This window comes from Nonomuraea sp. NPDC003201 (genome assembly GCF_053590415.1).
In genome coordinates this window covers 1-21,395 of the sequence record NZ_JBSFTC010000022.1, presented here as the reverse complement: position 1 = coordinate 21,395, position 21,395 = coordinate 1, and the positions used below count along the sequence as shown (strand labels likewise).

Sequence of the window (21,395 nt, the reverse complement as noted above, 5' to 3'; positions counted from 1 at the left end):
TGACAGGCGGGCGGCGATGGTCTCCGCGGCAGCTCCGGCGCTGCTGGCCACGTCATCCTTCAGCAGCACGAGCGCGTGATCAAGGGGTGAGCCCCTTCTTGTCGTTCCGGTGGTGCCCAGGCCCCGCCGGGTTCGGGTCAATTGACCGGGCACCGATGATTTCCGGGCGGCAGTGCCGTCTAAAGCATTAGCGACAGGCCACAGACGCCGCGGCCACGCGAGCGCTGCGGCCGGGGACACGCCCGTCCCTCTAGCAAGCACGTCCCCAGACGACCCAAGACCACGGAGATTTGACCATGCGGAAGCTGATAGCAACAGTGTTCAACTACTCCCTCGACGGCCTCCTCGCCGACGAGGGCACCGAGTTTTGGAAGTTCTGCTTCGACCTGCCCGAAAACCGTCAGCCCGACGCCCCGGCGCACCTCGACTTTCTCCAGAGCGCCTACGCGCACGTCATGGGCCGCACCGCCTACGAGGGCATCGCCGGGGGCATGACAACCTCCACCGACCACCCGTTCGCCGACATCCTGAACGCCGCGCGCAAGGTCGTCTTCTCCCGGACCCTGGAGACGGCCGACTGGGCCAACACCACCATCGCCGCTGGTGACACGACAGAAGAGATCGACAAGCTCAGGCTGGGCGGCGACGGACACATCGTGGTCTGGGGCGGCGTCAGCCTCTGGCGGTCGCTCATGCGGCTCGACCTGATCGACGAGTTCCAGGTGAGCATGTTCCCCTACGTCGCAGGCGAGGGCACCCGGCTGTTCGACGGCGTCCCCAAGTCCTACCAGCTCGACCTGGTCTCCAGCACCGCCTCCAGCAACGGGATCGTATATCTGCAGTACCGGCGACACCGCTGACCCAGCGGCCGCTACCGTGGGGGCGTTGCCTCCGGGTACTGCTACTTCTCACCGACATTCCGGGCCCGATCAGCTCTCGAGCGCTGTCCAGACCAACCGACGAACAGGCTCACCGCACACCACTCCCGTGGACGCAACCCCCGCCGGCACCGCGCCCCTCGTGTGCCGGCGGGCTACCGGTGTCCCGGACGCACTCAAGCCGGCGCCGGCCCCCTGCCATGGAGGTCGCGGTTCACGCCTGGCTTGTCGGCGCGATGCCGGGGCGAAAGGGCGGCGATAGCCGGCCGGGCGAGGCTCGGTTCGAGCTCCGAGCCTGACGCCACCGCCGCGACAAGGAGAGAACGTGGCTGCTGCCCGGCGAGATGGTACGCCGCCTCCAGGAGGAGACGACCATGCTGACGGCGGCCAACACCCGCCGCATCGACATCCGCGTGGCCGTGACCGGCAACACGCCGCGGCGGCTGGGCAGCCTGCCGAACTTGCTGTTCGCCTCGCACAGCACGTTGTTCACCGCGCTCTACCATGTGCCGGCGTTCCGCGGGCTGCTCGGCAACATCGCCGGCGCGCCGGTGTTCGACTGCGCCTACCCGGACGAGCAGATCACCGGCACCCATCAGACCCAGGTGGGCGACACGCATGGCTGGCACTGGGGCGACCACGAGTTCGCCTGGATCTTCATCTCCGAGGCGCCGGCCCCCGAGCACGAGAGCGGAGAGTCGTACTTCTTCAAGACCGACACCACCCTGCACCGCACGATGCCCATCCAGACGGACGGCATCACCCGCTCGATCGTGAACCTCACCTACTCCGGCGTCTCCGACCTGCTGACCGAGAAGACCTACGAGACCACCGACGCCGGCTACCTCGACTGATCATCCAACCGCCGCCCGGCCCGGTCGATCACGGTGGCTCGACCGGGCTCGTCGGGTGGCTCCCGTCAGGCGAGGTCGAACCGGTCGAGTTCCATGACCTTGGTCCAGGCTGCCACGAAATCGGTCACGAACTTGTCGCGGGCGTCCTGGCCGGCATAGACCTCCGCGAGGGCTCGTAGCTGGGAGTTGGAGCCGAAGATGAGGTCGACCGCGGTGGCGGTCCACTTCACCTCATCGGTGGCCACGTCGCGGATCTCGTACACATGCTCCTCGGAGTCCGATGCCTTCCACCGGGTGCCCGGGGAGAGCAGGTTGGTGAAGAAGTCGTTGGTGAGCACGCCGGGCCGGTCGGTGAGAACGCCGTGCCGGGTACCGCCGAAGTTGGCTCCGAGGGCACGCAGGCCGCCGATCAGGACGGTCATTTCGGGCGGGGTCAGGTTGAGCATGTAGCCACGGTCGACGAGCAGCACCTCCGGTTGGGTCTTCTCGCCGGAACGCCGGTAGTTGCGGAACCCGTCGGCCCGCGGCTCGAGGACCCGGAAGGACTCGACGTCGGTCTGCTCCTGAGTGGCGTCGGTGCGGCCCGGCCGGAACGGCACTGTCACTGCCACGCCGGCCTCGCGTGCCGCCTTCTCAACGGCGGCCGAGCCGGCCAGCACGATCAGGTCGGCGAGCGAGATCTTCGCGCCGCCGGCCTCGTTGAAAGCGCGCTGGATGCTCTCGAGGATGTCCAGGACCGTCGTGAGTTGCTCGGGCTGGTTGACCTCCCAGCCGCGCTGCGGTTCGAGACGGAGCCGGGCGCCGTTGGCGCCGCCGCGCTTGTCGGTGGAGCGGAAGCTCGCGGCGGAGGCCCAGGCGGTGGAGATCAGTTGGGCGGTCGTGAGGCCGGACTCCAGGACCTTCGCCTTGAGAGAGGCGACGTCGGCGTCACCCACGAGTTCGTGGTCGACGGCCGGCACCGGGTCCTGCCACAGCTGAGGCTCGGCGACCCACGGTCCGAGGAAACGGCTGACCGGACCCATGTCGCGGTGCAGCAGCTTGTACCAGGCCTTGGCGAAGGCCAACGCGAACTCGTCGGGGTGCTCCAGGAAACGCAGAGAGATCTTCTGGTACGTCGGGTCGACGCGCAGTGCCAGGTCAGTCGTGAGCATCGTCGGCTTGTGCTGCTTCGACGGGTCGTGGGCGTCCGGGATGATCGCCTCGGCGTCCTTCGCGACCCACTGCTTCGCGCCGCCGGGGCTCGTGGTGAGCTCCCACTCGAAGCCGAAGAGGATCTCGAAGAAACGGTTGCTCCACTGCGTCGGCCGGTCGGTCCACGTCACCTCGAGGCCGCTGGTGATCGCGTCACCACCCTTGCCCGTGCCGTAGCTGCTCAGCCAGCCCAGGCCCTGCGCCTCCAGCGGCGCGGCCTCGGGCTCCGGCCCCACGTGGTCGTCCGCGATGCCGGCACCGTGGGTCTTGCCGAAGGTGTGGCCGCCGGCGATGAGAGCGACAGTCTCCTCGTCGTTCATCGCCATCCGTCCGAAGGTCTCGCGGATGAAATGCGCCGCGGCAGCCGGGTCGGCGTTGCCGCGGGGACCCTCCGGGTTGACGTAGATGAGACCCATCTCGGTCGCGCCGAAGTGCGGCACCATCTCGGTGTCGGTGACGTAGCGCTCGTCGCCGAGCCAGGCGTCCTCCGGACCCCAGAAGATCTCCTCTGGCTCCCAGACGTCCTCGCGGCCGAAGCCGAAGCCGAAGGTCTTGAAACCCATCGACTCCAGGGCGACGTTGCCGGCGAGCACGAGCAGGTCGGCCCACGAGATCTTCTGGCCGTACTTCTGCTTGACCGGCCACAGCAGCCGGCGGGCCTTGTCGAGGTTGGCGTTGTCGGGCCAGCTGTTGAGCGGGGCGAAACGCTGAGCGCCGTCGCCGGCCCCGCCGCGACCGTCGTGGATGCGGTAGGTGCCCGCGGCGTGCCAGCTCATCCGGATCATGAGACCGCCGTAGTGGCCGAAGTCGGCCGGCCACCAGTCCTGCGAGGTGGTGAGCACCTCGATGATGTCCTGCTTGAGGGCCTCGACGTCGAGCTTCTCGAACTCCTTGGCGTAGCTGAAACCCTCTGCCAGCGGGTTGCCCTTGGACGAATGCGCGCGCAACACCGAGAGGTCGAGCTGGTTGGGCCACCAGTCCCGGTTCGTGCGCGGCCGACCGCCGGTCTTCGGAGTCGGCGAGTCGATTGCCGGGTTCTCGCTCTCGCTGCCATGCGCGGTCACGGAGTCCTGCGCGAGCGGGTAGCCGGCCGCCGCCTTCCGATCCACGCCCTGCGCGCTGGAGGGGGCGTTGTCCTGGGTGTCGCTCATCTGCTTCCTCCGAACTTCCGGATCACCGGGCAATGCGTCTGGCCACACAGTCGGGGCAGGTGGACCAGCGGGCTCGATGCGCCGCACCGAACCGGCGTTGGTCCGCGCGTGATCGCGGAGCGCGGCGAGCGCTGTCAACCGCCCGCAGTGGTGTGCCCCAGATTTGGAGCTACTAACGCGCTGGGGAGTCGTCGCCGGCGGATAAGCGCGCAGGCCGAGCGGAGGAAGGCTTCGTGGATGCCGGTGCGGACCTCCCAGCCGATCTGGTTTGCCGGTTTGCCGAAACAGCAACGTTATTCGCGGCGTCCCCGCCACCGAGCCATGATTGCCGCCTGCATCCTACGGTCCGCCATCCCCAGCATCAGCTGTTGCGCGCCTATACAGAACCGACAAACCCGGAGAATTCATGTCACAGCCTTCTCGCACCACCAACGTCACACACCGGCTGGTTTCCACTCCCGCCGGCAGGACGCATCTTGTGGAGCAGGGTGCCGGGCCGCTGGTGCTCCTGGTGCACGGGTTTCCGGAGTTCTGGTACTCCTGGCGCCATCAGCTCCCGGCGCTGGCCGCGGCCGGTTACCGCACGGTCGCCATCGACGTCCGCGGCTATGGACGCTCCTCCAGGCCCTCACCGGTGTCCGCGTACCGGATGCTCGAACTGGTCGAGGACAACGTCGCGGTCGTGGAAGCGCTCGGTGCGGAAACCGCGGTGATCGTCGGGCACGACTGGGGCGCGACCATCGCCGCGAACTCCGCGCTCACCAGGCCGGACGTCTTCCGGGCGGTCGGACTGCTGAGCGTTCCCTACACGCCGCCCGGCGGGCCGCGCCCCAGCGAGGTCTTCACCCAGATGGGCGGGCACGAGGAGTTCTACGTGTCCTACTTCCAAGCCCCCGAGCGGGCCGAAGCGGAGATCGAACCAGACGTCCGCGGTTGGCTCGCGGGCTTCTACGCCGCTCTGTCCGCCGACACCATGCCCGCACCCAGTGCCCCGGACCCGCACTTCGTCAGCCGCGGCGGGACATTGCGTGACCGGTTCCCGGCCGGTCGGCTGCCCGCCTGGCTCAGCGAGGACGACCTCGCCGTCTACGCCGAGGAGTTCGAGCGGACCGGCATGAGCGGGGCGCTCAACCGCTACCGGAACATGGACCGGGACTGGGAGGACCTCGCCGCCTTTCACGGCAAGCCCATCATCCAGCCGTCCCTGTTCCTCGGCGGAGCTCTGGACGCCTCCACCACCTGGCTGACCGAGGCGATCCAGGCATATCCTGTGACCTTGCCCGGTTTGGTCGCCTCACACGTTCTCGACGGGTGCGGCCACTGGATCCAGCAAGAGCGCCCAGACGAGGTCAACCGGATTCTCACCGGTTGGCTCGCCTCCCTTCCGGTCTGAGCACCGGGAATCACCGAACTGGTCGCGGCCGCAGCATTCCCGTCCCTGGGAAAGCTCCGGAAACGGTAAGGAAACAAGCGCTGCTCTATTACTGATCCGCATGACGTACCGAACTTCACTGACGGCGCTGGCCCTGGCGCTGGCGGGGTTGGTGCCGCATCCTTCCGCGGCGAGCGCCACCTCGAACCCCGACGTGTCTTCCGTGCAGTGGAAATCCTGCCCGACCTACACCGATGAGGTGATCCGCGGCCTGGGTGTGGCGGAGGACAAGGTCGCGGCCTTCCGCTCCTTGATGAAGCGCCTGGAGTGCGGGACGGTCAGCGTTCCGCTGAACCACCGTGACCCCGACGGGCGGAAGATCGACATCGCGGTGACCCGGCTGGCCGCCACGGACGAGGCCCACCGGCTCGGCGCCGTCGCCGTACTGCCGGGCGGGCCGGGCAACAGCGGATACCTGGACCCGGTCCTGCGGGCCGCGCTCAGGAACGAGGAGATGGCCGGGCTCAACGAGCGGTACGACATCGTCGGCTTCGACCCGCGCGGCGTCGGGTACAGCACCAAGGTCGCCTGCCCCTTCTCGCCGCCTGGCCCGCAGGAGCCCGGCGCGCTGACCAAGGAGACGGCCAGGAAGATCTACGACGCCCAGGTCGCCTCCAACGAGAAGTGCGGACGCTCCGACCCCGCCTTCCTCGGACAGCTCACCACCGAGAACGTGGCCAAGGACCTGGATTCGGTACGGACCGCGCTGGGCGAGCGCAGCCTCAACCTGCTCGGCTTCTCCTGGGGCACCTATCTGGGCATGGTGTACCGCAGCCTGTTCCCCGGGCACACCGGACGGGCCTTCCTGGACAGCGTGGCGCCGCCGTGGACCCGTATCGACGAGCACGCCAAGGGCGCCGCGGAGGCGGCCGAGCGGAACTTCGGGCGCATGGCCGCCTGGCTGGCCCGCCGCGACGGGACCTACGGTCTCGGTGCCACCGCTCGGCAGGTGCGCGAGGAGGTGGCGAAGCTGGTCCGCGCGTACGACAAGAGCCCCAAGACCTACACCGACCTGCAGCGGCCCGTCGACGGCTCGGCCGTCGCCGACCTGGCCAGGCGCAACTCGACCGAGTGGGTACGCGCGGGCAAGGCGCTGGCCGAGCTGCGGACGGCGACGGGCACCACCGCCCCGGCCACCGTCAAGGAGCTGCTCGGCGCGCCGATGATGGGGCCGTCCGTTCCCGGCGCGCCCGAAACGCTGAACATGACCATGAACTTGGCCGTCGCGTGCAACGAGGACAGCAGCCGGGCCGGTTTCGACACCGCCTGGCGTCAGTACCAGCAGCTCGTGAAGCGCCATCCGGCGACCGGCCGGGCCTGGGGAGTGCCTGCCATGTGTCCCGGCTGGCCGCTGCCGGTGCAGCAGGCCACGTTGAAGCGGGGCAGCGGGTCGCTGGTGCTGGCGGGGCACCTGTACGAGTTCATGTCGGCCTACGACTGGACGCTGCAGACGCGGCGCGCCATCGGCGGCAGCGTCTACACGGTCGCCGACGACGTGCACGTGTCAACCACCCGGGTGCCCAAGTGCGCCGCCGACGTGGTGCGGTACTTCGAGACGGGCCGTATCGGCAAGGGCTGCGAGGGTAGCCCGATCCCGAGCTGACCACCGCTCCCCCGGCCCGGGCGCAGCCGGTTTGCGGGGTGATCAGGCCGCTGCCCTGCTCAGGATGTCTCGCCGCACCGGTGCTGACCCGTCGGCGCGCACCCGAGCCTACGGTTTGCGGCCGGGCAGCAAACGCAGCGTGCAGGCGCGCTCGAACCGGGCGTCGATCGACGTCCACCGTTCGACCGCATCCGCCAGCGCGTCGCGGTCGCCGTGCAGGATCCCGTGGGTACGGGCCAAGCAGGCGGCCGCCCAGTCGTTCTGTTCGGCGTACGGAATGGCGGCGGCGAGCCGTTCGGCCGCGTCGGGCAAGCCGGCCACGACCGCCAGCTCGGCTCCGGCGGCGCGCGCGTAGGCCTCGTACCAGCGCACGGCGAAGGGGGCGAAAGCGCGCTCGACCAGTGCGGCGGCCTGATGGTGGGCACGGGTGTGGACGGCGACCCTGGCGTCGACGAAGGCGGCGAAGGGGGCCAGGACCGGCGAGGAGGCCGCGTCCTCCATCCTGGCCATCTCCAGCGCGCGCGAGCGCCAGAGGTCGAACTCGCCGGTGCCCGCCAGCCCGTGGGCGAGCGCCGCGGCGGCGATCGCGGTCGACATCCAGGCGCTGCGCGGGCTGCCTGCCTGATGCCAGGCCTCCCACATGGCGGGCGCCTGCTGGAAGACCTCCGGGAAACGACCGCTGAGGGCGAGCGGTCTGATGGTCTTGGGGATGGACAGGTAGGGGTGTTCGCCGATGGGGTCCTCGCGCTGAGCGCGGTCGGCGACGGCGAGCGCGGCCGGCAGGTCGCCGACGCACAGCTCCGCCCGCGCGGCGGAGTGGAAGGTGTCGACGATCTCGGCCGCGGCGGACGGCTCGTGTGCCGGCAGGTGCTCGATGAGCGTGAGCCGCTCCCGGCAGATCCGCTGGACGGCGCGCATCCGGCCGGCTCGCGCGTACGCGCGGGTGAGCACGTCCAGCGCGCTCAGGAGGACGATGACGTCGCCGCACTCACGGGCGGCCTCGACGGCGGAACGGGCGAGTTCGAGGCCGCTCTGGTCCCAGGCCCGCGCGATCGCCACCAGCGCCGCGGTGCGCGAATCGGCAGGGGCGGCGCCGACGGTCGCCTTGTCGATCAGCGCCGGCAGGTGTTCGGACATCGGGTCGCGGTCGTGCGCGCCTCTGTAGCGGTGGGTGACCACGAGGGCGGAGGCGAGCGTGGCGGCGCGCAGGCCGGCGGCTTCGGCCTGGCCGGCGTCATCGGTCTGGTCGGAAGGTTCAACCTGGTCGGCGGGTTCGGCCTGGTCGGCGGCGCGCATCAGCAGGCGGAAGGCCAGTCGGCCGTCGGCGATCGAGACGGCCGTGGCGGCGGCGCTCAGGAGGTCCGGGTGGCCGTCCGCGGCGTCGCGGGCCCGGTCGGCGGCGGCCAGGTAGTGGCCGATCGCCTCCCGATGGAAACGCCGGGCGAACGTCAGATGCGCCAGCGACCTGGCCAGGCGATGAGCCTGCCGGTCCGGTACGGCGGGCGTGTCGGCGAGCGTGGCCCGCAGATCATCGGCCACCAGGTCGAACTGCGGCGCCCAGTTGCCGTCGAGCCGTGATTCCAGCGTCGCGGCCGTGCCCGCGGCCCAGCGCAGCCGGAGTTGGAGCGTCTCCCGAGTCTCGCCGCTGTCCGCGAGCCGGTCGGCGGCGAAGGCTCTGATGGTCTCCAGCAGCCGCCACCGGCCACCGCCCACCACCCCGAGCAGGCTCTTGTCGGCCAGCCGGCCGATGACGTCGGCCGTCGCGCTGGGCGGCGTGTCCGGCATGAGCGCCGTGGCCGCCGCCAGGTCGAACCCGCCCGCGAACACCGCCAGGCGGCGAAGCAGCGCGCGTTCCTCCTCTTCCAGCAGGTCGTAGCTCCAGCCGATGACCGCGCGCAACGAGCGGTGCCGGGGCGGCCTGCCGCGCGCGCCCGACAGCAGCCGAAGCCGGTCCTGCAGCCCCACCCGCAGGGCGTCGATGCCCAGTACGGCGACCCGCGAGGCGGCCAGCTCGATCGCCAGCGGCAAGCCGTCGAGCCGGGCGCACACCTCGGTGATGACCGCGGGCTCCGCGGCGAACCCTGGATCGATCGCGCGTGCCCGGTCCAGGAACAGCGTCTCGGCCTCCCCCGCCAGCGGCGGCACCGTGATGACCCGCTCGCCGGGCAGGCCCGGCCGTTCCCTGCTCGCGATCAGTATCCCCGCCTGGGGGCAGTCCGAGCGCAGTCTCTCCACCAGGTCGCCGACCTCGTCCAGCAGGTGCTCGCAGTTGTCGAGGACCAGCAGCGACCGTCCCAGCGCGAGCCGCTCGCCGACCACGCTTTCCAGCGGCTGGGGAAGGCGCTCGGCCAGGCCCAGCGCGTCGGCCACGGTTCGCAGGACGAACCCCTCGCCGACCGGGGTCAGATCGATGAACGCCCCGCCGGCGGGGAACGACGCCGAGGCCGCCTGCGCCAGCACGGAGGCCAGCCGGGTCTTGCCGACGCCGCCGGGCCCCACCAGGCAGACCGGCGCGGCGTGTGTCAGCGCCGCCAGCGCCTCCTGCCGCTCCTGCCGTCGTCCGATGAAGGACGTGTGGCTGACCGGGATCCCCTCAACGTGCCCGGGCCTGGCCGAAGGGGACGGCTGATGCCCGCTCAGGGCCACCAGAGCCGCCCTGTTGGCCACCCCGTACTTGCGCAGCAGCGAGGAGACGTGACTTTCCACGGTACGGACCGAGATCTGCAGCCGGTGGGCGATCTGCGCGTTCGTCAGGTGCTCGGCCAAGCCCGCCAGCACCTCGGCCTCGCGGGGCGAGACCTCCCGCGGCTCGCCAGGGACCATACGGCCCATTGTGGCGTACGTGCTTCTCGGCGGCGAATCAGTGTCGGCTCCGTAGCAGTCGGGTGATCTTCACGGATGTCCCGGTACGGCCTGGCGGGCCAGAGTTGCCGGCAACAGCGGGAAGCCCCAGGAAACGAGGAATGTCGATGAGGAAGATCGTCGCGGAGCTGTTCTCGTCGCTGGACGGGGTCGTCGGATCGCCGGATCAGTGGCACGGCCCCTTCCATGACGAAGAGATGGAGCAGCAGATCGAGGCGCACCTGGTCGCCGCGGACACCATGCTGCTCGGGCGGCGCACCTACGAGGAACACGTCGGCTACTGGCCCACGGCGACCGGTGGGCTCGCGGATCGGATGAACGACATCCGCAAGGTCGTCTTCTCCGCCACACTGCCCGCGCTCGAGTGGCGCAACTCCACGCTGGTCAGCGGCGACGCCATCGAGGAGATCACGCGGCTCAAGCGGGAGCCCGGCAAGGACATCGTGGTCACCGGCAGCGTCACCCTGGTCCAGGATCTGCTGCGCGCCGGCCTGCTCGACGAGCTACGGCTGCTGGTCGACCCGGTCGTCGTCCGCGCGGGCAGGAAGTTGTTCGAGGACGACGGCGACCGGCTGACCTGCACGCTCCTGGCCTCGCACAGCTACCGGACCGGCACCGTCTCGGCCACGTACGCGGTGGCCGGATGACCCGCCGGCCCACATTCCGGCCGCCGAGCAGGCGGTCGGGCGCGATCCTGGACGGCATGGGCGCGTGAGCAGCAGCACCGAGTACGACCGCGCGGCGCCCGGGAATCCCAGGCCGGCCGTTGCCAGGTGGGCCTCCGGCGATGGCGGGCGGGCGGGCGGTATGCGAGTCAGATTGCGGATGTCGCGAGCGTTTTGATCGTGAAGTCGATGGCCGTGGCGAGCCGTTGGGGGTCATGTCCGGCCCGTTCGCGTACGCGCAGTCCGAGCACCGTCGTGAACAGCACCTCCACCGCGGCGTCGACGTCCAATGCGGCGGGCAGGTCGCCGTCATGGATGCCGCGGCGTAGCAGTGACGCCAGGGTTTCCCGGGTGACTTCGAACGCGGCCTCGGTCCTTCGCCGGACCTCGGCGTCGGTGGTGCCGAGTTCGGCGGCCGTGTTGACCACGAAGCAGCCCAGCCCCGCCTCGTGGCTGATCATCCAGATCAGCCACTCCCGCAGGATCTCGAGGCTGGGACCGGGGGCGGTCAGCTGCTCTTCGGCTTGGGTGGACTCGGTCGCCCGATAGTGGTCCAGCGTCCGCAGGAACAGCGTGTGCTTGTCGTCGAAGGTCCGGTACAGGCTGCTCTGCTTGAGCCCGAGCTCGGAGCCCAGGTCGCGGACCGACGTGGCGTGGTAGCCACGACGCCAGAACAGGCGGGTCGCCCTGGCGATCACGTCCTGCTCGTCGAACTCCCTCGGCCGTGCCATGGCCGCCACTCTACCAACGTTGTGGAGCGATCGCTCCCGTATTAGGGTGTGTCGTCGTATGGGAGCGATCGCTCCCATACGAGAGGAGAGTTACGACGTGACGGCAACGCACCCCACGACGACCGGGCGAGACCCGTCGGCGAGGAACCATTGGATCGCGGTGTCCGCCGTGGCCTTCGGCACATTTCTCCTGGTGACGGCCGAGCAGCTCCCCATCGGGCTGCTCACCCCCGTCGGATCGGCGCTGTCGGTGTCCGAGGGCGCGGCCGGGTTGATGGTCACCGTCCCCAGCATCGTCGCCGCCGTCGCGGCGCCGGTCGTGCCGGTGCTCGTCGGCAGGCTGGATCGCAGGCTCCTGCTCGTCGCCTTGATGGGACTCATGACGCTCGCCAACCTGGCCTCCGCCCTGGCCCCGGACTATCCGCTGCTGATCGCCGCCCGCGTGCTGGTCGGGGTGGCGATCGGCGGGTTCTGGGCCATCGCCGGCGGTCTGGCCGTACGGCTCGTCGCCGCCTCGCACGTACCGCGGGCCACTGCGATCGTCTTCGGTGGCGTCGGGGCCGCGAACGTGTTCGGCGTCCCCATCGGCACGATGATCGGCGGGCTGGCGAGCTGGCGGATCGCGTTCGGCGCGCTGAGCGCCCTCGCGCTCGCCGTGCTGGTCGCGTTGCTGGCCGTGCTGCCACCGTTGACGGCGGCTCAGCCCGTCGGCCTGCGGCGGCTGGCCGGCCAGTTCCGCAACCAGGGCGTCCGGGTCGGCATCCTGGCGACGTTCCTGATCGTGACCGGCCACTTTTCGGCCTACACGTTCATCGGTCCCGTGCTGCGGGACCTGTCCGGCATCGACGAGCAGCTCGTCGGGCCGCTGCTGTTCGGATTCGGCGTGGCGGGCATCGTGGGGAACTTCGTCGCGGGCGCCGTCGTGGCGAAACGGCTCCATCGCACGGTCCTCGTCATCGCCGTCACCCTGGGGGTGACCGTGCTGCTCTATCCCGTGGCAGGGCTCACCGGCGCGGGCGGGGTGACGCTGCTCGTCGTCTGGGGCCTGGTGTACGGCGGGGTCTCCACGAGCCTCCAGACGTGGATGATCAAGGTCGCGCCGCAGGCGGTCGAGGAGGCCTCCGCGCTGTGGGTGGCGGTGTTCAACCTCTCGATCGGCCTCGGCGCGCTGGCCGGCGGCACGATCGTCGACGCCCTGCCGCTCCAGGGCATCCTATGGCTGGCCGGCGTTCTCGTCCTGGTGGCCGGGCCGGCGGTGTGGAGCGCACGCCGGAACGCGAGCCTTGGATGACCCGCGGAACGACGACGCCCGGCCGGCGGCGATCAGCGATCGTCAGCCGGCCGGGCGCCAGGAGGAAGTGCTACTGCGGGGCGTCGAAGGTCCACTCGGCGCGGGCGCCCGGACCCACGGCGAGGGTCGAACGTCCGATCCGCTCCTCGTGCCGGGTCTCCACGGCGCGGTTGAGCGACATGGATACCCGCTTCAGGCCCGCCTGCTCACGCGCGACGGAGTCGAGCTGGATGGTGGTGCCACCGCCGGTCGCGATGGCGCCCTTCCCGACGGTCTCGACCTCGAACCCGCCGGCTCGCAGCACCGGCAGCGCGATGGCCAGGTCCCGCGCGGTGACACCGATGCGGATGTAGGTGATGTCCCGCATCAGGCGGTCCTGGTAGGTGTCGGGCAGGTAGCGCTCCCGGCTGACGTCACCGGGGTAGCTCTCCGGCTCGGTCTGGCTGCGCGGGTCGGCGAAGTACTCGGGGAAGTACTCCATCGCCCACGGGTCGAAGGCTTCGTACTGGGCGGAGGTGGTGCGGATGGTGTCGAACCACGGGATCGGGACGCCATCTCCGAAGTCACGCGTCTGGCGGTATTCGGCCGGGTCGGAGACGCCCTGGGCCTTCAGCTGCGCGGTCACCTTGGCCAGGTCGCCGGAGCGCTCGGTCGAGACGGCCAGCCCGGCGGAGCCGAAGAGAGCGTCCTGGCCGAGCAGGTCGCCCTCGCCGAACAGCTCCATGTAGGTCTCGCGGCCCTTGAGGTAGCGGCCCTTCCAGGTCAGGCCGCCACCGGTCGTGGTCCGGACCTCGAAGTTGGCGAACTCGCGCAGGTAGGCCGAGTTCTCGACGGCGTCCGCCGTCTCGCGGTCCACCACGCTGTAGGCGTGGTTGTAGAACAGCAACTGCCCCTGGGATGACACGCGGGCTTCCTCGGCCTGGGCCGTCCCCACGCCCCCGGCGATCGCGACGGTGCAGGTCGCGGCCAGAGCAGTGATCATCCGTAATGTCCGGCGAATCAGCATGGAAGTGATCTTAAGGCGGAGATGATCACCTTCACTGTCGTTTTGACAGGACCCGAACTGGATTTGTGGCGATCTTATAGTGGCCGTGTAGCGAGCCGTCCCGTCGTCCGCGCACCTGCGCGCGCGGGCCACCCGCGCAGGTGCGCGCCACCGATCCGTACCCGGCGCTTTCAGAACTCGATGAAGCCGTACAGCGCGAGATGGTTCGACTTCGTGCTGCTCACCGTGTGGTCGACGCTCGACGACCGCACGGTGCCCTTGACGAAGAGGTAGTCGATCTTCCTGGAACCGGAGGTCGTCTTCGCTCCGTAGCCGGTCATCCCGAAGCCGCCGAGGGTCGTGGCGGCGATGTTCGTACGATTCGCGTCGATCCCGATCACGCGGATCGTCGACGCGTTCATGAGGCTCGTGGCGTCCGCGCCGACGTGGATGCCGGAGTTCGCGATGCCCGTGTCACCCGCTCCCGCGCAGGCGTTCGCGCCGTTCTGTTCCGGGAGGTGCATGGTCGCGGCGAAGACCGTCGTCCCGGTTTCCTTGATCGTGAACTTCGCCGCGATGGCGCTCGTGCGCTTCCATTTGTACTGGTTGGTGGTGCCGTCGTCGCTGTCCGGCGGCTTGTACAGCGTGCAGCCGGCCCCGCCGGCGTACGAGGTCCCGGGCTTCAACCAGCCCGCGCTCCAGTACTTCGAGATGTCGCCCGCCGCGAGGCCCAGCGTTCGGGTGTTGTAGATGATCGCGTTGGTCTGCCGCTTCTTCAGGTCGCCGAGCGACTGCTGGCTGCACTTGTGCGTGCTGCCCCACTCCTCGGGGTTGTCCCAGGCCACGATCGCCTTGTACGTGCCCGCCGGATATCCGAACATGCCCCCGAGCTGGTCGGCGTAGGCCGTGGCCTGGCCGGTGCCGCGCACCTGCTGCACGATCAGGAGATCGGGAGCCTGTACGCCGGAGGTGCCCGTCTTGCCGTCGTCGTCGACCAGCATCGAGGCGAGGTGGTCCGGGCCCGAGACCCGGGTGCACGTGCCGTCGGCGTTGTTCCGCACCAGGTTCTCGATGTTGTTGTTGTAGACCCGTAAGACCCGATCCTCGGCGGCGGTGGGCGCCGCGTGCGCCGGTGCGATCGACGTCGTGGTGAGCGCGACGGCCGCCGCGAGTGCTAACGCGCCAGGCGCTCGATAATGGGATGACATTGTGGCAGATTAGCGATCATTCCGGGCGCTGCCCAGGTCGGCGCCGTTCACAGGTCGGCGAAGAACACCCGCTCATGCACCGCCCGCCAGGGACCGGAACGCGGCACCCACCTCGTGGCGGGCTGCGGTCAAGCCGCCGTCGCTCCATACCGGCCGTTGTCGGTGGCGTCGGGCAGGATCGGCACACCGGATCACGGCGCGAAGGAGATCAAGGTGCCTCCCACCGGCCATCCCTTCCTCAAGGGCATGTACGACGACGCCTACTACCCTCGCCGGCTCGTCGACAAGGGCAGGGACATCTTGCTGCGCCTGTGCGAGCGGATCGAGGCCGAGCGGCCGTCGGACCTCGCGGCACTGTACGTGCTCACGCAGGCGGCGACGGACGAGTTCAACGAGCTGGCGGTCGAGTTCCTGGAGGCCGGCAGCCAGATGGAGACGGTGGCGCGCGAGGTGATCGCCGAGGACTTCTGGTTCGTGGCGACGGCCTACGGGTTCGCGGACGCGGACATGGAGGAGCTGATCGCGACCCGCGACTGGTGACGTGACGGACGCGGCGGAGGGAGTTCAGGGGCAGATGAGTCGGTAGGGCTCGTCGGGCACGTAGCGTTCCCACTCGGGCTCGGTCAGCGAGCGGGCGGCGACCGCGCAGACCTCGGCCCGCGGGTCGGCGGGCAGGCGGATCTCCCACAGGCGCACCCGGCCCTCCGCCTCGGCGGCGGCCAGCTTGGTGCCGTCGGGGCTGAAGGCGAGCGCGGACACGGTGCCCACGTGGTCGCCGACGGGCTCGCCGATCTGCCGCCGGGCGGCAACGTCCCACAGCCGCACGCTGTGGTCGGCGCTCGCGGTGGCGAGCGTCCTGCCGTCAGGGCTGAACGCGACCTCGGAGACCGGGCCCGTGTGTCCCTTGAGACCGTCGCCGATCTCGCGCCGCGTCCCGGTGTCCCACAGACGTACGCTCTGGTCGCGGCCGGCCGTGGCGAGCGTCCTGCCGTCGGGGCTGAAGGCCACACTCGGCACGCCGCCTTGGTGGCCGTTCAGAGGCCCGCCGAGAGCACGCCTGGTGCGGACGTCCCAGAGCCGGGCGTCTCCCGCGCCGGTGGCGGTCGCCATCATCGCGCCGTCCGGGCTGAAGGCGATGGCGCTCACGCCCCGCGGCGACACGTCGTCGAGGTCCGCCCCCGGCTCGCCGGCACGCAGCTCCTGCCCGCTCTTCCGCAGCGTGCGCACCTCCCACAGCTGGGCCGTCCCATCCGTGCCGCCGGTGGCCAGCAGCGCGCCGTCCGGGCTGAACCGCACCCTGTCGACGCGCGGCCCGTGGTCCGTCCGCGGTTCGCCCACCTGCCGTCCGGTGCGCACGTCCCACAGCCGCGCCAGGGCGTCCCAGCCGCCGGTGGCCAGCAGCGTGCCGTCGGGGCTGATCGCCACGGACAGGAACCGGCCCCGCGGGTCCCGGATCCGCGGGCCGGTCAGCCGCCTCGTCCCCACGTCCCACACGCGGACCAGTCCGCTCCCGCCGTCGCCCACCAGTTCGATGCCGTAGGCGTCGGCGCTGACCAGCCTGGTGCCGTCCTGGTCGAAGGCGAGCTCGTAGGTGACCTGGCTGCTGCCCTCCATCGGCAGGCCGGGCGAGCGCTGGTTGAGCGTCTCCCACAGCCGCAGGTCGTTGCCGGCGCTGGCCAGGGTCCTGCCGTCCGGGCTGAAGGCCACGGAGTGGACGTCGCCGCTGTGACCCGTCAGGGGGACGCCGATGGCGCGCCGCGTGCCGGTGTCCCACAACCGTACGGTGCCGTCCGAGCCGGCGCTGGCCAGCATCATGCCGTCGGGGCTGAACGTCAGATCGTTGACGGTCGCCGTGTGGCCCAGCATCGGCTTGCCGATGGGCCGCCGCGATCGCACGTCCCACAGCCGCACCGCGCCGCTGTTGACGGTGGGTGACATCGTGGGATCCCCGTGAGCGCTGGCGAGCGTCTTCCCGTCGGGGCTGAAGGCCACCGCGTAGACGAACATCAGAGGGGTACGCATCGGCGAGCCGATCCGCCGGCCCGAACGCACGTCCCACAGCAGCACGGTCCCGTCGGGTCCGGCGCCGGCCAGCGTGCTGCCGTCGGGGCTGAAGGCGACACTGGGCACGGAGACGGCGTTGCCGCCGAGCGGCCCGCCGAGCTGCCGGTGCGAGCGCACGTCCCAGAGCGCCACCATCCCGTCCCGGCCGGCGCTGGCCAGCATGGCACCGTCCGGGCTGAACGCCACCGCGCCCACGGTGTCGGTGTGGCCGCGCAGCGGTTCGCCGAGCTGCCGGTGCGAGCGCACGTCCCAGAGCACCGCCGTGCCGTCCGGCTCGACGGTGTCGCGGGGAGCGGCGTGGGCGCTGGCCAGGATCGTGCCGTCCCGGTTGAAGGCCACCGCCGTCCCGGCACCCGGGCCCCGCATGGGCTCGCCGAGCTGCCGGCGGGTGCGCGCGTCCCAGAACCGGATCGCGCCGTCGAGGTCCGTGGTGGCCAGCGTGGTGCCGTCCGGGCTGAACGCCACCCCGGAGACCGGACCGCCCATCACCCCCCGCGTGCCGGTGGCCAGCGCGGCGAGCATGCCGTAGCGGGCCTCGGCCCGCGACTGCGGGCTGCCCGCGAAGCGGGCGGCGGCGACGGCCAGCAGCCCCGCCGTGATCGGGTCGGCCTGCGAGAGCCGCTCGCTCTGGCTGCTGAGCACCCTCGACAGCGCGTCCCTACGCTGGTCGTCGAACCGCCCGCTCAGCTGCCGGGCGATGACCCCCGCGATGAGAACGGTCACCAGCAGCGCGACCGCCACCCTGGCCAGCCGTCTGCTCCGCGCGACGCGACGGCGTGCCGCCGCGTCGGCGCAGGCGTCGAGGAAGTCGCGCATCGCGGAGGTCGGCGGTGGAAAGCGCCGCCGATGCTCCCGCCAGTGGGCGTCCGCCCGGAGCAGGCCGTCCAGCCTGGTGCCCTGGTAGAGGAAGGCGGGGTCGCGTTCGCTGCGCAGCCATTCCTCGGCGTCGCGGCGGGCCTGGGCGTACAAGGCGCGGTTGTCCAGGTCCTGCTCCAGCCAGGAGGCCAGCCTCGGCCAGGCCGACAGCAGCAGGTCGTGCGCCGGCTCGACGCTGTCGCCGTCGGCGACCATGAGCCGCCTGTCGATGAACGCCCGCAGGACGGCCTGCGCGTCGTCGCCGCCGGGCAACTCCTGGACGGCGACCTTGCGCCGGGCGACGGCTCCGTCGGTGGTGATGGCGGTCAGCTGCTGGAAGATCGGCTGGACCGCCTCCCGCGCCGTCTCGCCGAGCCCGGCGTAGGCGGCCTCCGCGCTGGTCCGCACGGCGTCGGCGAGCCCGCCGGTGGCCGCGTAGCCGAGCCGGGTCAGCGTGCCACTGTCCTGGTCGCGCCGTTCCCAGGTCAGCAGCATCGCCTGGGACAGCAGCGGCAGCGCGCCCGGCAGCGATCCGGCGTGGGCGCGCAGGTCGTCGAGTATCCGGTCGGTCAGCCCGTTCTCCAGGCTCAGGCCCGCGCGGCCGGCGGGGCCGGTGATGGTGCTGCGCAGCTCCGCCTGGCTCATGGCCGCCACCGTGAACGGCCCGGCGCGCAACGCCGGCACCAGCGGCGGCAGGTCGGCGCACCGGTCCCAGAAGTCGCCGCGCACGCCGATGACGACCAGGCCGGCGGGCCGCCCGTCCGGCCCCGAGGGGGTGCCGGCGATGTCGCCCAGCACGTCCGCGAACGTGCCGGACGCCGCGCCGGCCAGGGTGAACACCTCCTCGAACTGGTCGACGACCAGCAGCACCCGTCCCGTGGAGCCCGCGGCCAGCGCCGCCTGCCGGACCATCAGATGCGCCTGGCCGGGATCCAGGTCCAGCGCGCTCCTGACACCGGCGGGATCGCCGCCGGTCAGCGCGCTCAGCTGGACCGACAGCTCGGTCAGCGGGTCGGCGGTGGGCGTCATCACCAAGGACGGCCAGCGCGCCCATGCCAGGTGCCCGCCCTTCAGGTACGGCAGCAGCCCGGCGCGCAGCAACGAGGACTTGCCCGCTCCCGACGGCCCGGTGACCACCAGCATGCTCGGCGGGTCGAGCCGCCCGGCCAGCATCCCCGCCAGCTGGGCGGTGGCCTGCTCGCGACCGTAGAACACTTCGGCGTCCCGCTCGTCGAACGGCGCCAGCCCTCGGTACGGGCTGCCCCGCCACAGCGGTCCCGGCCGGGCGTTCGGGAAGTGCTGGTGGTACTCGTGGTAGAGCACCGGGCCGATCTTCCCGGTGACCGAGCCGTGCACGATGTTGCCGTGGATGTCGACGTGGTCGCCGCCGTAGGCGATCTCTTCGTCCTGGGGGTCGTCATCCGGAGGCGCCATCGATCTTCCCGATCACGTCCCCGTGGACGACGTTGCCGGAGATCTCGATGTGGTCCCCGCCGTACGTACGCGTCGGGGCGGGCCGCGCCCCGGGCTCCGCCACGACCGGCGCCGTGCGCGCGGCGCCGCCGGATCGCCGGTCGGCGAGCAGCCCCCAGGCCGACGCCCCCAGCCCTGCCAGCGCGACGAACACCCCGATCACGCTGGCCAGTTTGTCCGCGTCGTCCAGCCCCACCCGAGCGAAGTAGACGCCCAGCCCCACCAGGGCCGCCACCCCGAGGCCAGCCCCACCCCATACCAGCACACCTCTCCGCATACCGGCATCATCGGCCAGCCAGCAAGATCACACAATGTGATGACGGGATAACCGTATGGAGATGATGAGTCCCGCGCCAAGTCGTCACCAGGGGAGGTCCAAGTCCGGGGGCGCACCCTGGTGGCATCCCCCGATCAAAGGAGCACCCCATGGCCCCCAACATGCTCGGATTCCGCATCACGCACCGCGCCATGCGCGGCGACGCGCGCCGCCTGGCCACGTTGATGAGCGGGCTCGCCGCCGGTGAGGAGCGGGCGGATCCGGCCCGGCTCCACGCCATCGCCACGTTCGCCACCAAGCTGTGCGCCGGCATCCACCATCACCACCAGGCCGAGGACGACGTGCTCTGGCCCGTCATCGTGCGCTCGGCCGGCGCCGAGGTGGGCCGGTGCTCGCGCTCCTGCTCAGGCTGCTCGACCGCGGTCACCGGCGCCGCCAGGCGCTGATCTTCGGTTACGGCAGGTGACCCCGCCTCTCATGGGCCGCCCGGGCCCAGTGGGGCGAGCCGACCAGTTCCGCGACCTCCTCCGCCCGCGCGTGGTGCCGGTCCGGATCCTGGCCCATCAGGCGCGCCAGGTCTCCGAGCAGCAGCGCGACGGGCCCGGGAGTGACGGACCCGCTGTGCATCCCGGCCAGCTCCCCCTCCCACTGCCGCAGGTTGTGGTAGCAGCGGACGGTCACGACGACCGGCGGCGCGTTGGCCGCACCCACGCGGGCGGCGCGTCGCCGTCGATCTCCGGGCAGCGGCCGATGGCCACCCGCCATCCGCGCTCCCCCAGCTCCGCCGCGAACGCCTCGGCCAGCGCGCTCTAGGGCGTTTCTAAGGTTCGCCGACGGCTGGGTGAAGGTGGGCCGGGTTGGCTGGCGGCAGCCACCGGGCCGGAGGAGCCGGCCGGTCGGGAGAAGGAGACGCGACATGGACCGACGCAAGGCGGGCCTGGCCGCCGGCATGGTGCTGGTGCTGACGATGGGCGGGTCGGGGGCCCTGGCGGCCTCGTCCCAGCGGGACCCCGCCGACGACCCGTGCGCCAAGGTCGCAGCGTGCACGCCTGCCGGGGAGCCGTGCGCCAAGGCGGCGGCGTGCACGCCTGCCGACCTCGCGAAGGCCAAGGCGGCCAAGGCCGCGGAACTCGACGGCAAGTGCTCGCCCGACGTGACGAAGCCCGACGTGACGAAGCAGGACGTGACGAAGCAGGACGTGAAGAAGCAGGACGTGAAGAAGCAGGAGCATCCCGTCGAGGACGGGATGCTGGCCAAGGCGCTGGCGGCCTCGCTGGGCGTCGGGCTCGACCGGGCGACCGCCGCCGAGGAGGAGCTGAACCTCCTCAGCCAGAAAGGCGGGATAAATCCGAAATCACCGGAGTTCGCCGCGATAGCCGAGCGCCTGGGCGTGTCGGCGGAGCGGCTGATCCAGGCGCTGACCGACTTCAAGCGATCCTTCGTACAGGAAAAGGAGATCAGGCCGGACGACGTCAAGACCCCGGGATCCTGACCGCCCGGCCGTCAGCAGGCGCTCAGGGGTGGGCGGCGGCGGGCACAGCGAGGAGAGTGGGATCATGCACGTCCTTGTGGCCGACGACGACGAGGCGGTGCGCCGTTCGCTGACGCGCGCGCTCGCCCGTGAGGGCTATCACGTGAGCACCGCCGCCGACGGCCTGCGCGCCCTGGAGGCGGCCGGCGGCGGGCGGCAGGACGCGGTGGTGCTGGACATCATGATGCCCGGCCTGGACGGGCTGGAGGTGTGCCGCCGCCTGCGCGCCGGCGGCGACCGCACGCCGATCCTGATGCTCACCGCCCGCGACCTGGTCGCCGACCGGGTCGCGGGGCTGGACGCCGGGGCCGACGACTACCTGGTCAAGCCGTTCGCGCTGGAGG

General features: G+C 71.1%; 18 protein-coding genes. 10 read left to right on the top strand and 8 right to left on the bottom strand.

Going from position 1 to position 21,395, the window contains the following annotated elements; genetic code table 11:
• The first annotated feature begins 296 nt into the window (after positions 1–296).
• Positions 297–860 (top strand): dihydrofolate reductase family protein, encoded by a 564-nt coding sequence (locus ACWDX9_RS11790; protein WP_449952087.1) that lies wholly within the window; start codon positions 297–299, stop codon positions 858–860.
• 347 nt (positions 861–1,207) lie between these two features.
• A complete protein-coding gene (locus ACWDX9_RS11785; RefSeq protein WP_449952168.1) occupies positions 1,208–1,732 on the top strand; it encodes a HalD/BesD family halogenase in 525 nt (174 codons plus the stop codon).
• Between the two features lie 65 nt (positions 1,733–1,797).
• On the opposite strand, the gene katG is transcribed toward ACWDX9_RS11785, so the two are convergent.
• Positions 1,798–4,074, bottom strand: coding sequence for a catalase/peroxidase HPI (katG, locus tag ACWDX9_RS11780; protein WP_449952084.1), 2,277 nt, complete (start codon positions 4,072–4,074; stop codon positions 1,798–1,800).
• 406 nt (positions 4,075–4,480) lie between these two features.
• On the opposite strand from katG, the gene ACWDX9_RS11775 reads away from it, so the two are divergent.
• Both ACWDX9_RS11775 and ACWDX9_RS11770 read left to right on the top strand, forming a co-directional pair.
• A complete protein-coding gene (locus ACWDX9_RS11775) occupies positions 4,481–5,467 on the top strand; it encodes an alpha/beta fold hydrolase (protein ID WP_449952082.1) in 987 nt (328 codons plus the stop codon).
• A gap of 100 nt (positions 5,468–5,567) precedes the next feature.
• The gene (locus ACWDX9_RS11770; RefSeq protein WP_449952079.1) at positions 5,568–7,109 is read left to right on the top strand and encodes an alpha/beta fold hydrolase; all 1,542 of its coding nucleotides are present in this window, start codon (positions 5,568–5,570) and stop codon (positions 7,107–7,109) included.
• A 108-nt stretch (positions 7,110–7,217) separates the two neighbouring features.
• On the opposite strand, the gene ACWDX9_RS11765 is transcribed toward ACWDX9_RS11770, so the two are convergent.
• Positions 7,218–9,932, bottom strand: a complete 2,715-nt coding sequence (locus tag ACWDX9_RS11765) for an ATP-binding protein (protein ID WP_449952076.1) — start codon at positions 9,930–9,932, stop codon at positions 7,218–7,220.
• 146 nt (positions 9,933–10,078) lie between these two features.
• Between ACWDX9_RS11765 and ACWDX9_RS11760 the strand changes: the two genes are divergently transcribed.
• Positions 10,079–10,618: a dihydrofolate reductase family protein gene (locus ACWDX9_RS11760; protein ID WP_449952073.1), complete on the top strand. Its 540-nt coding sequence runs from the start codon at positions 10,079–10,081 to the stop codon at positions 10,616–10,618.
• A 167-nt stretch (positions 10,619–10,785) separates the two neighbouring features.
• Here ACWDX9_RS11760 and ACWDX9_RS11755 read toward each other — a convergent pair whose 3' ends face one another.
• Entirely contained in the window at positions 10,786–11,367 is a 582-nt protein-coding gene (locus tag ACWDX9_RS11755; protein WP_449952070.1) for a TetR/AcrR family transcriptional regulator, read from the bottom strand.
• Positions 11,368–11,464: 97 nt separating this feature from the next.
• Here ACWDX9_RS11755 and ACWDX9_RS11750 point away from each other — a divergent pair, with 97 nt between their 5' ends.
• Positions 11,465–12,658, top strand: a complete 1,194-nt coding sequence (locus ACWDX9_RS11750; protein WP_449952068.1) for an MFS transporter — start codon at positions 11,465–11,467, stop codon at positions 12,656–12,658.
• 70 nt (positions 12,659–12,728) lie between these two features.
• Here the strand turns inward: ACWDX9_RS11750 and ACWDX9_RS11745 are convergent, their stop codons facing one another.
• Together ACWDX9_RS11745 and ACWDX9_RS11740 are read right to left on the bottom strand one after the other, a co-directional pair.
• On the bottom strand, positions 12,729–13,664 hold the full coding sequence (locus tag ACWDX9_RS11745) for a DUF5829 family protein (protein WP_449952065.1): 936 nt from the start codon (positions 13,662–13,664) through the stop codon (positions 12,729–12,731).
• Between the two features lie 170 nt (positions 13,665–13,834).
• Positions 13,835–14,851: a hypothetical protein gene (locus tag ACWDX9_RS11740; protein ID WP_449952062.1), complete on the bottom strand. Its 1,017-nt coding sequence runs from the start codon at positions 14,849–14,851 to the stop codon at positions 13,835–13,837.
• 213 nt (positions 14,852–15,064) lie between these two features.
• On the opposite strand from ACWDX9_RS11740, the gene ACWDX9_RS11735 reads away from it, so the two are divergent.
• Positions 15,065–15,391: a DUF5713 family protein gene (locus ACWDX9_RS11735; protein WP_355210375.1), complete on the top strand. Its 327-nt coding sequence runs from the start codon at positions 15,065–15,067 to the stop codon at positions 15,389–15,391.
• Positions 15,392–15,415: 24 nt separating this feature from the next.
• Here ACWDX9_RS11735 and ACWDX9_RS11730 read toward each other — a convergent pair whose 3' ends face one another.
• Entirely contained in the window at positions 15,416–19,204 is a 3,789-nt protein-coding gene (locus ACWDX9_RS11730) for an nSTAND1 domain-containing NTPase (RefSeq protein ID WP_449952059.1), read from the bottom strand.
• Positions 19,188–19,520, bottom strand: a complete 333-nt coding sequence (locus tag ACWDX9_RS11725; RefSeq protein WP_449952057.1) for a hypothetical protein — start codon at positions 19,518–19,520, stop codon at positions 19,188–19,190. Before ACWDX9_RS11725 ends, ACWDX9_RS11730 begins: the two co-directional genes overlap by 17 nt.
• Before the next feature lie 149 nt (positions 19,521–19,669).
• Here ACWDX9_RS11725 and ACWDX9_RS11720 point away from each other — a divergent pair, with 149 nt between their 5' ends.
• A complete protein-coding gene (locus tag ACWDX9_RS11720) occupies positions 19,670–19,966 on the top strand; it encodes a hemerythrin domain-containing protein (protein WP_449952054.1) in 297 nt (98 codons plus the stop codon).
• 7 nt (positions 19,967–19,973) lie between these two features.
• Here the strand turns inward: ACWDX9_RS11720 and ACWDX9_RS11715 are convergent, their stop codons facing one another.
• Positions 19,974–20,285, bottom strand: a complete 312-nt coding sequence (locus tag ACWDX9_RS11715; RefSeq protein ID WP_449952052.1) for a hypothetical protein — start codon at positions 20,283–20,285, stop codon at positions 19,974–19,976.
• A gap of 151 nt (positions 20,286–20,436) precedes the next feature.
• Here ACWDX9_RS11715 and ACWDX9_RS11710 point away from each other — a divergent pair, with 151 nt between their 5' ends.
• Both ACWDX9_RS11710 and ACWDX9_RS11705 read left to right on the top strand, forming a co-directional pair.
• Positions 20,437–21,012 (top strand): hypothetical protein, encoded by a 576-nt coding sequence (locus tag ACWDX9_RS11710; protein ID WP_449952050.1) that lies wholly within the window; start codon positions 20,437–20,439, stop codon positions 21,010–21,012.
• 64 nt (positions 21,013–21,076) lie between these two features.
• Positions 21,077–21,395, top strand: a 319-nt coding sequence (locus ACWDX9_RS11705; RefSeq protein WP_449952047.1) for a response regulator, incomplete at its 3' end; no start/stop codon positions are given.

Excerpts from the sequence above, each read along its gene's own strand:
- ACWDX9_RS11775 (WP_449952082.1), top strand. The coding sequence starts at position 4,481 with ATGTCACAGCCTTCTCGCACCACCAACGTCACACACCGGCTGGTTTCC.
- ACWDX9_RS11730 (WP_449952059.1), bottom strand. The coding sequence starts at position 19,204 with ATGGCGCCTCCGGATGACGACCCCCAGGACGAAGAGATCGCCTACGGC.
- katG (WP_449952084.1), bottom strand. The coding sequence starts at position 4,074 with ATGAGCGACACCCAGGACAACGCCCCCTCCAGCGCGCAGGGCGTGGAT.
- ACWDX9_RS11740 (WP_449952062.1), bottom strand. The coding sequence starts at position 14,851 with ATGTCATCCCATTATCGAGCGCCTGGCGCGTTAGCACTCGCGGCGGCC.
- ACWDX9_RS11765 (WP_449952076.1), bottom strand. The coding sequence starts at position 9,932 with ATGGTCCCTGGCGAGCCGCGGGAGGTCTCGCCCCGCGAGGCCGAGGTG.
- ACWDX9_RS11715 (WP_449952052.1), bottom strand. The coding sequence starts at position 20,285 with ATGGCGGGTGGCCATCGGCCGCTGCCCGGAGATCGACGGCGACGCGCC.
- ACWDX9_RS11760 (WP_449952073.1), top strand. The coding sequence starts at position 10,079 with ATGAGGAAGATCGTCGCGGAGCTGTTCTCGTCGCTGGACGGGGTCGTC.
- ACWDX9_RS11720 (WP_449952054.1), top strand. The coding sequence starts at position 19,670 with ATGGCCCCCAACATGCTCGGATTCCGCATCACGCACCGCGCCATGCGC.
- ACWDX9_RS11710 (WP_449952050.1), top strand. The coding sequence starts at position 20,437 with ATGGACCGACGCAAGGCGGGCCTGGCCGCCGGCATGGTGCTGGTGCTG.
- ACWDX9_RS11745 (WP_449952065.1), bottom strand. The coding sequence starts at position 13,664 with ATGCTGATTCGCCGGACATTACGGATGATCACTGCTCTGGCCGCGACC.
- ACWDX9_RS11725 (WP_449952057.1), bottom strand. The coding sequence starts at position 19,520 with ATGCGGAGAGGTGTGCTGGTATGGGGTGGGGCTGGCCTCGGGGTGGCG.
- ACWDX9_RS11770 (WP_449952079.1), top strand. The coding sequence starts at position 5,568 with ATGACGTACCGAACTTCACTGACGGCGCTGGCCCTGGCGCTGGCGGGG.
- ACWDX9_RS11755 (WP_449952070.1), bottom strand. The coding sequence starts at position 11,367 with ATGGCACGGCCGAGGGAGTTCGACGAGCAGGACGTGATCGCCAGGGCG.
- ACWDX9_RS11790 (WP_449952087.1), top strand. The coding sequence starts at position 297 with ATGCGGAAGCTGATAGCAACAGTGTTCAACTACTCCCTCGACGGCCTC.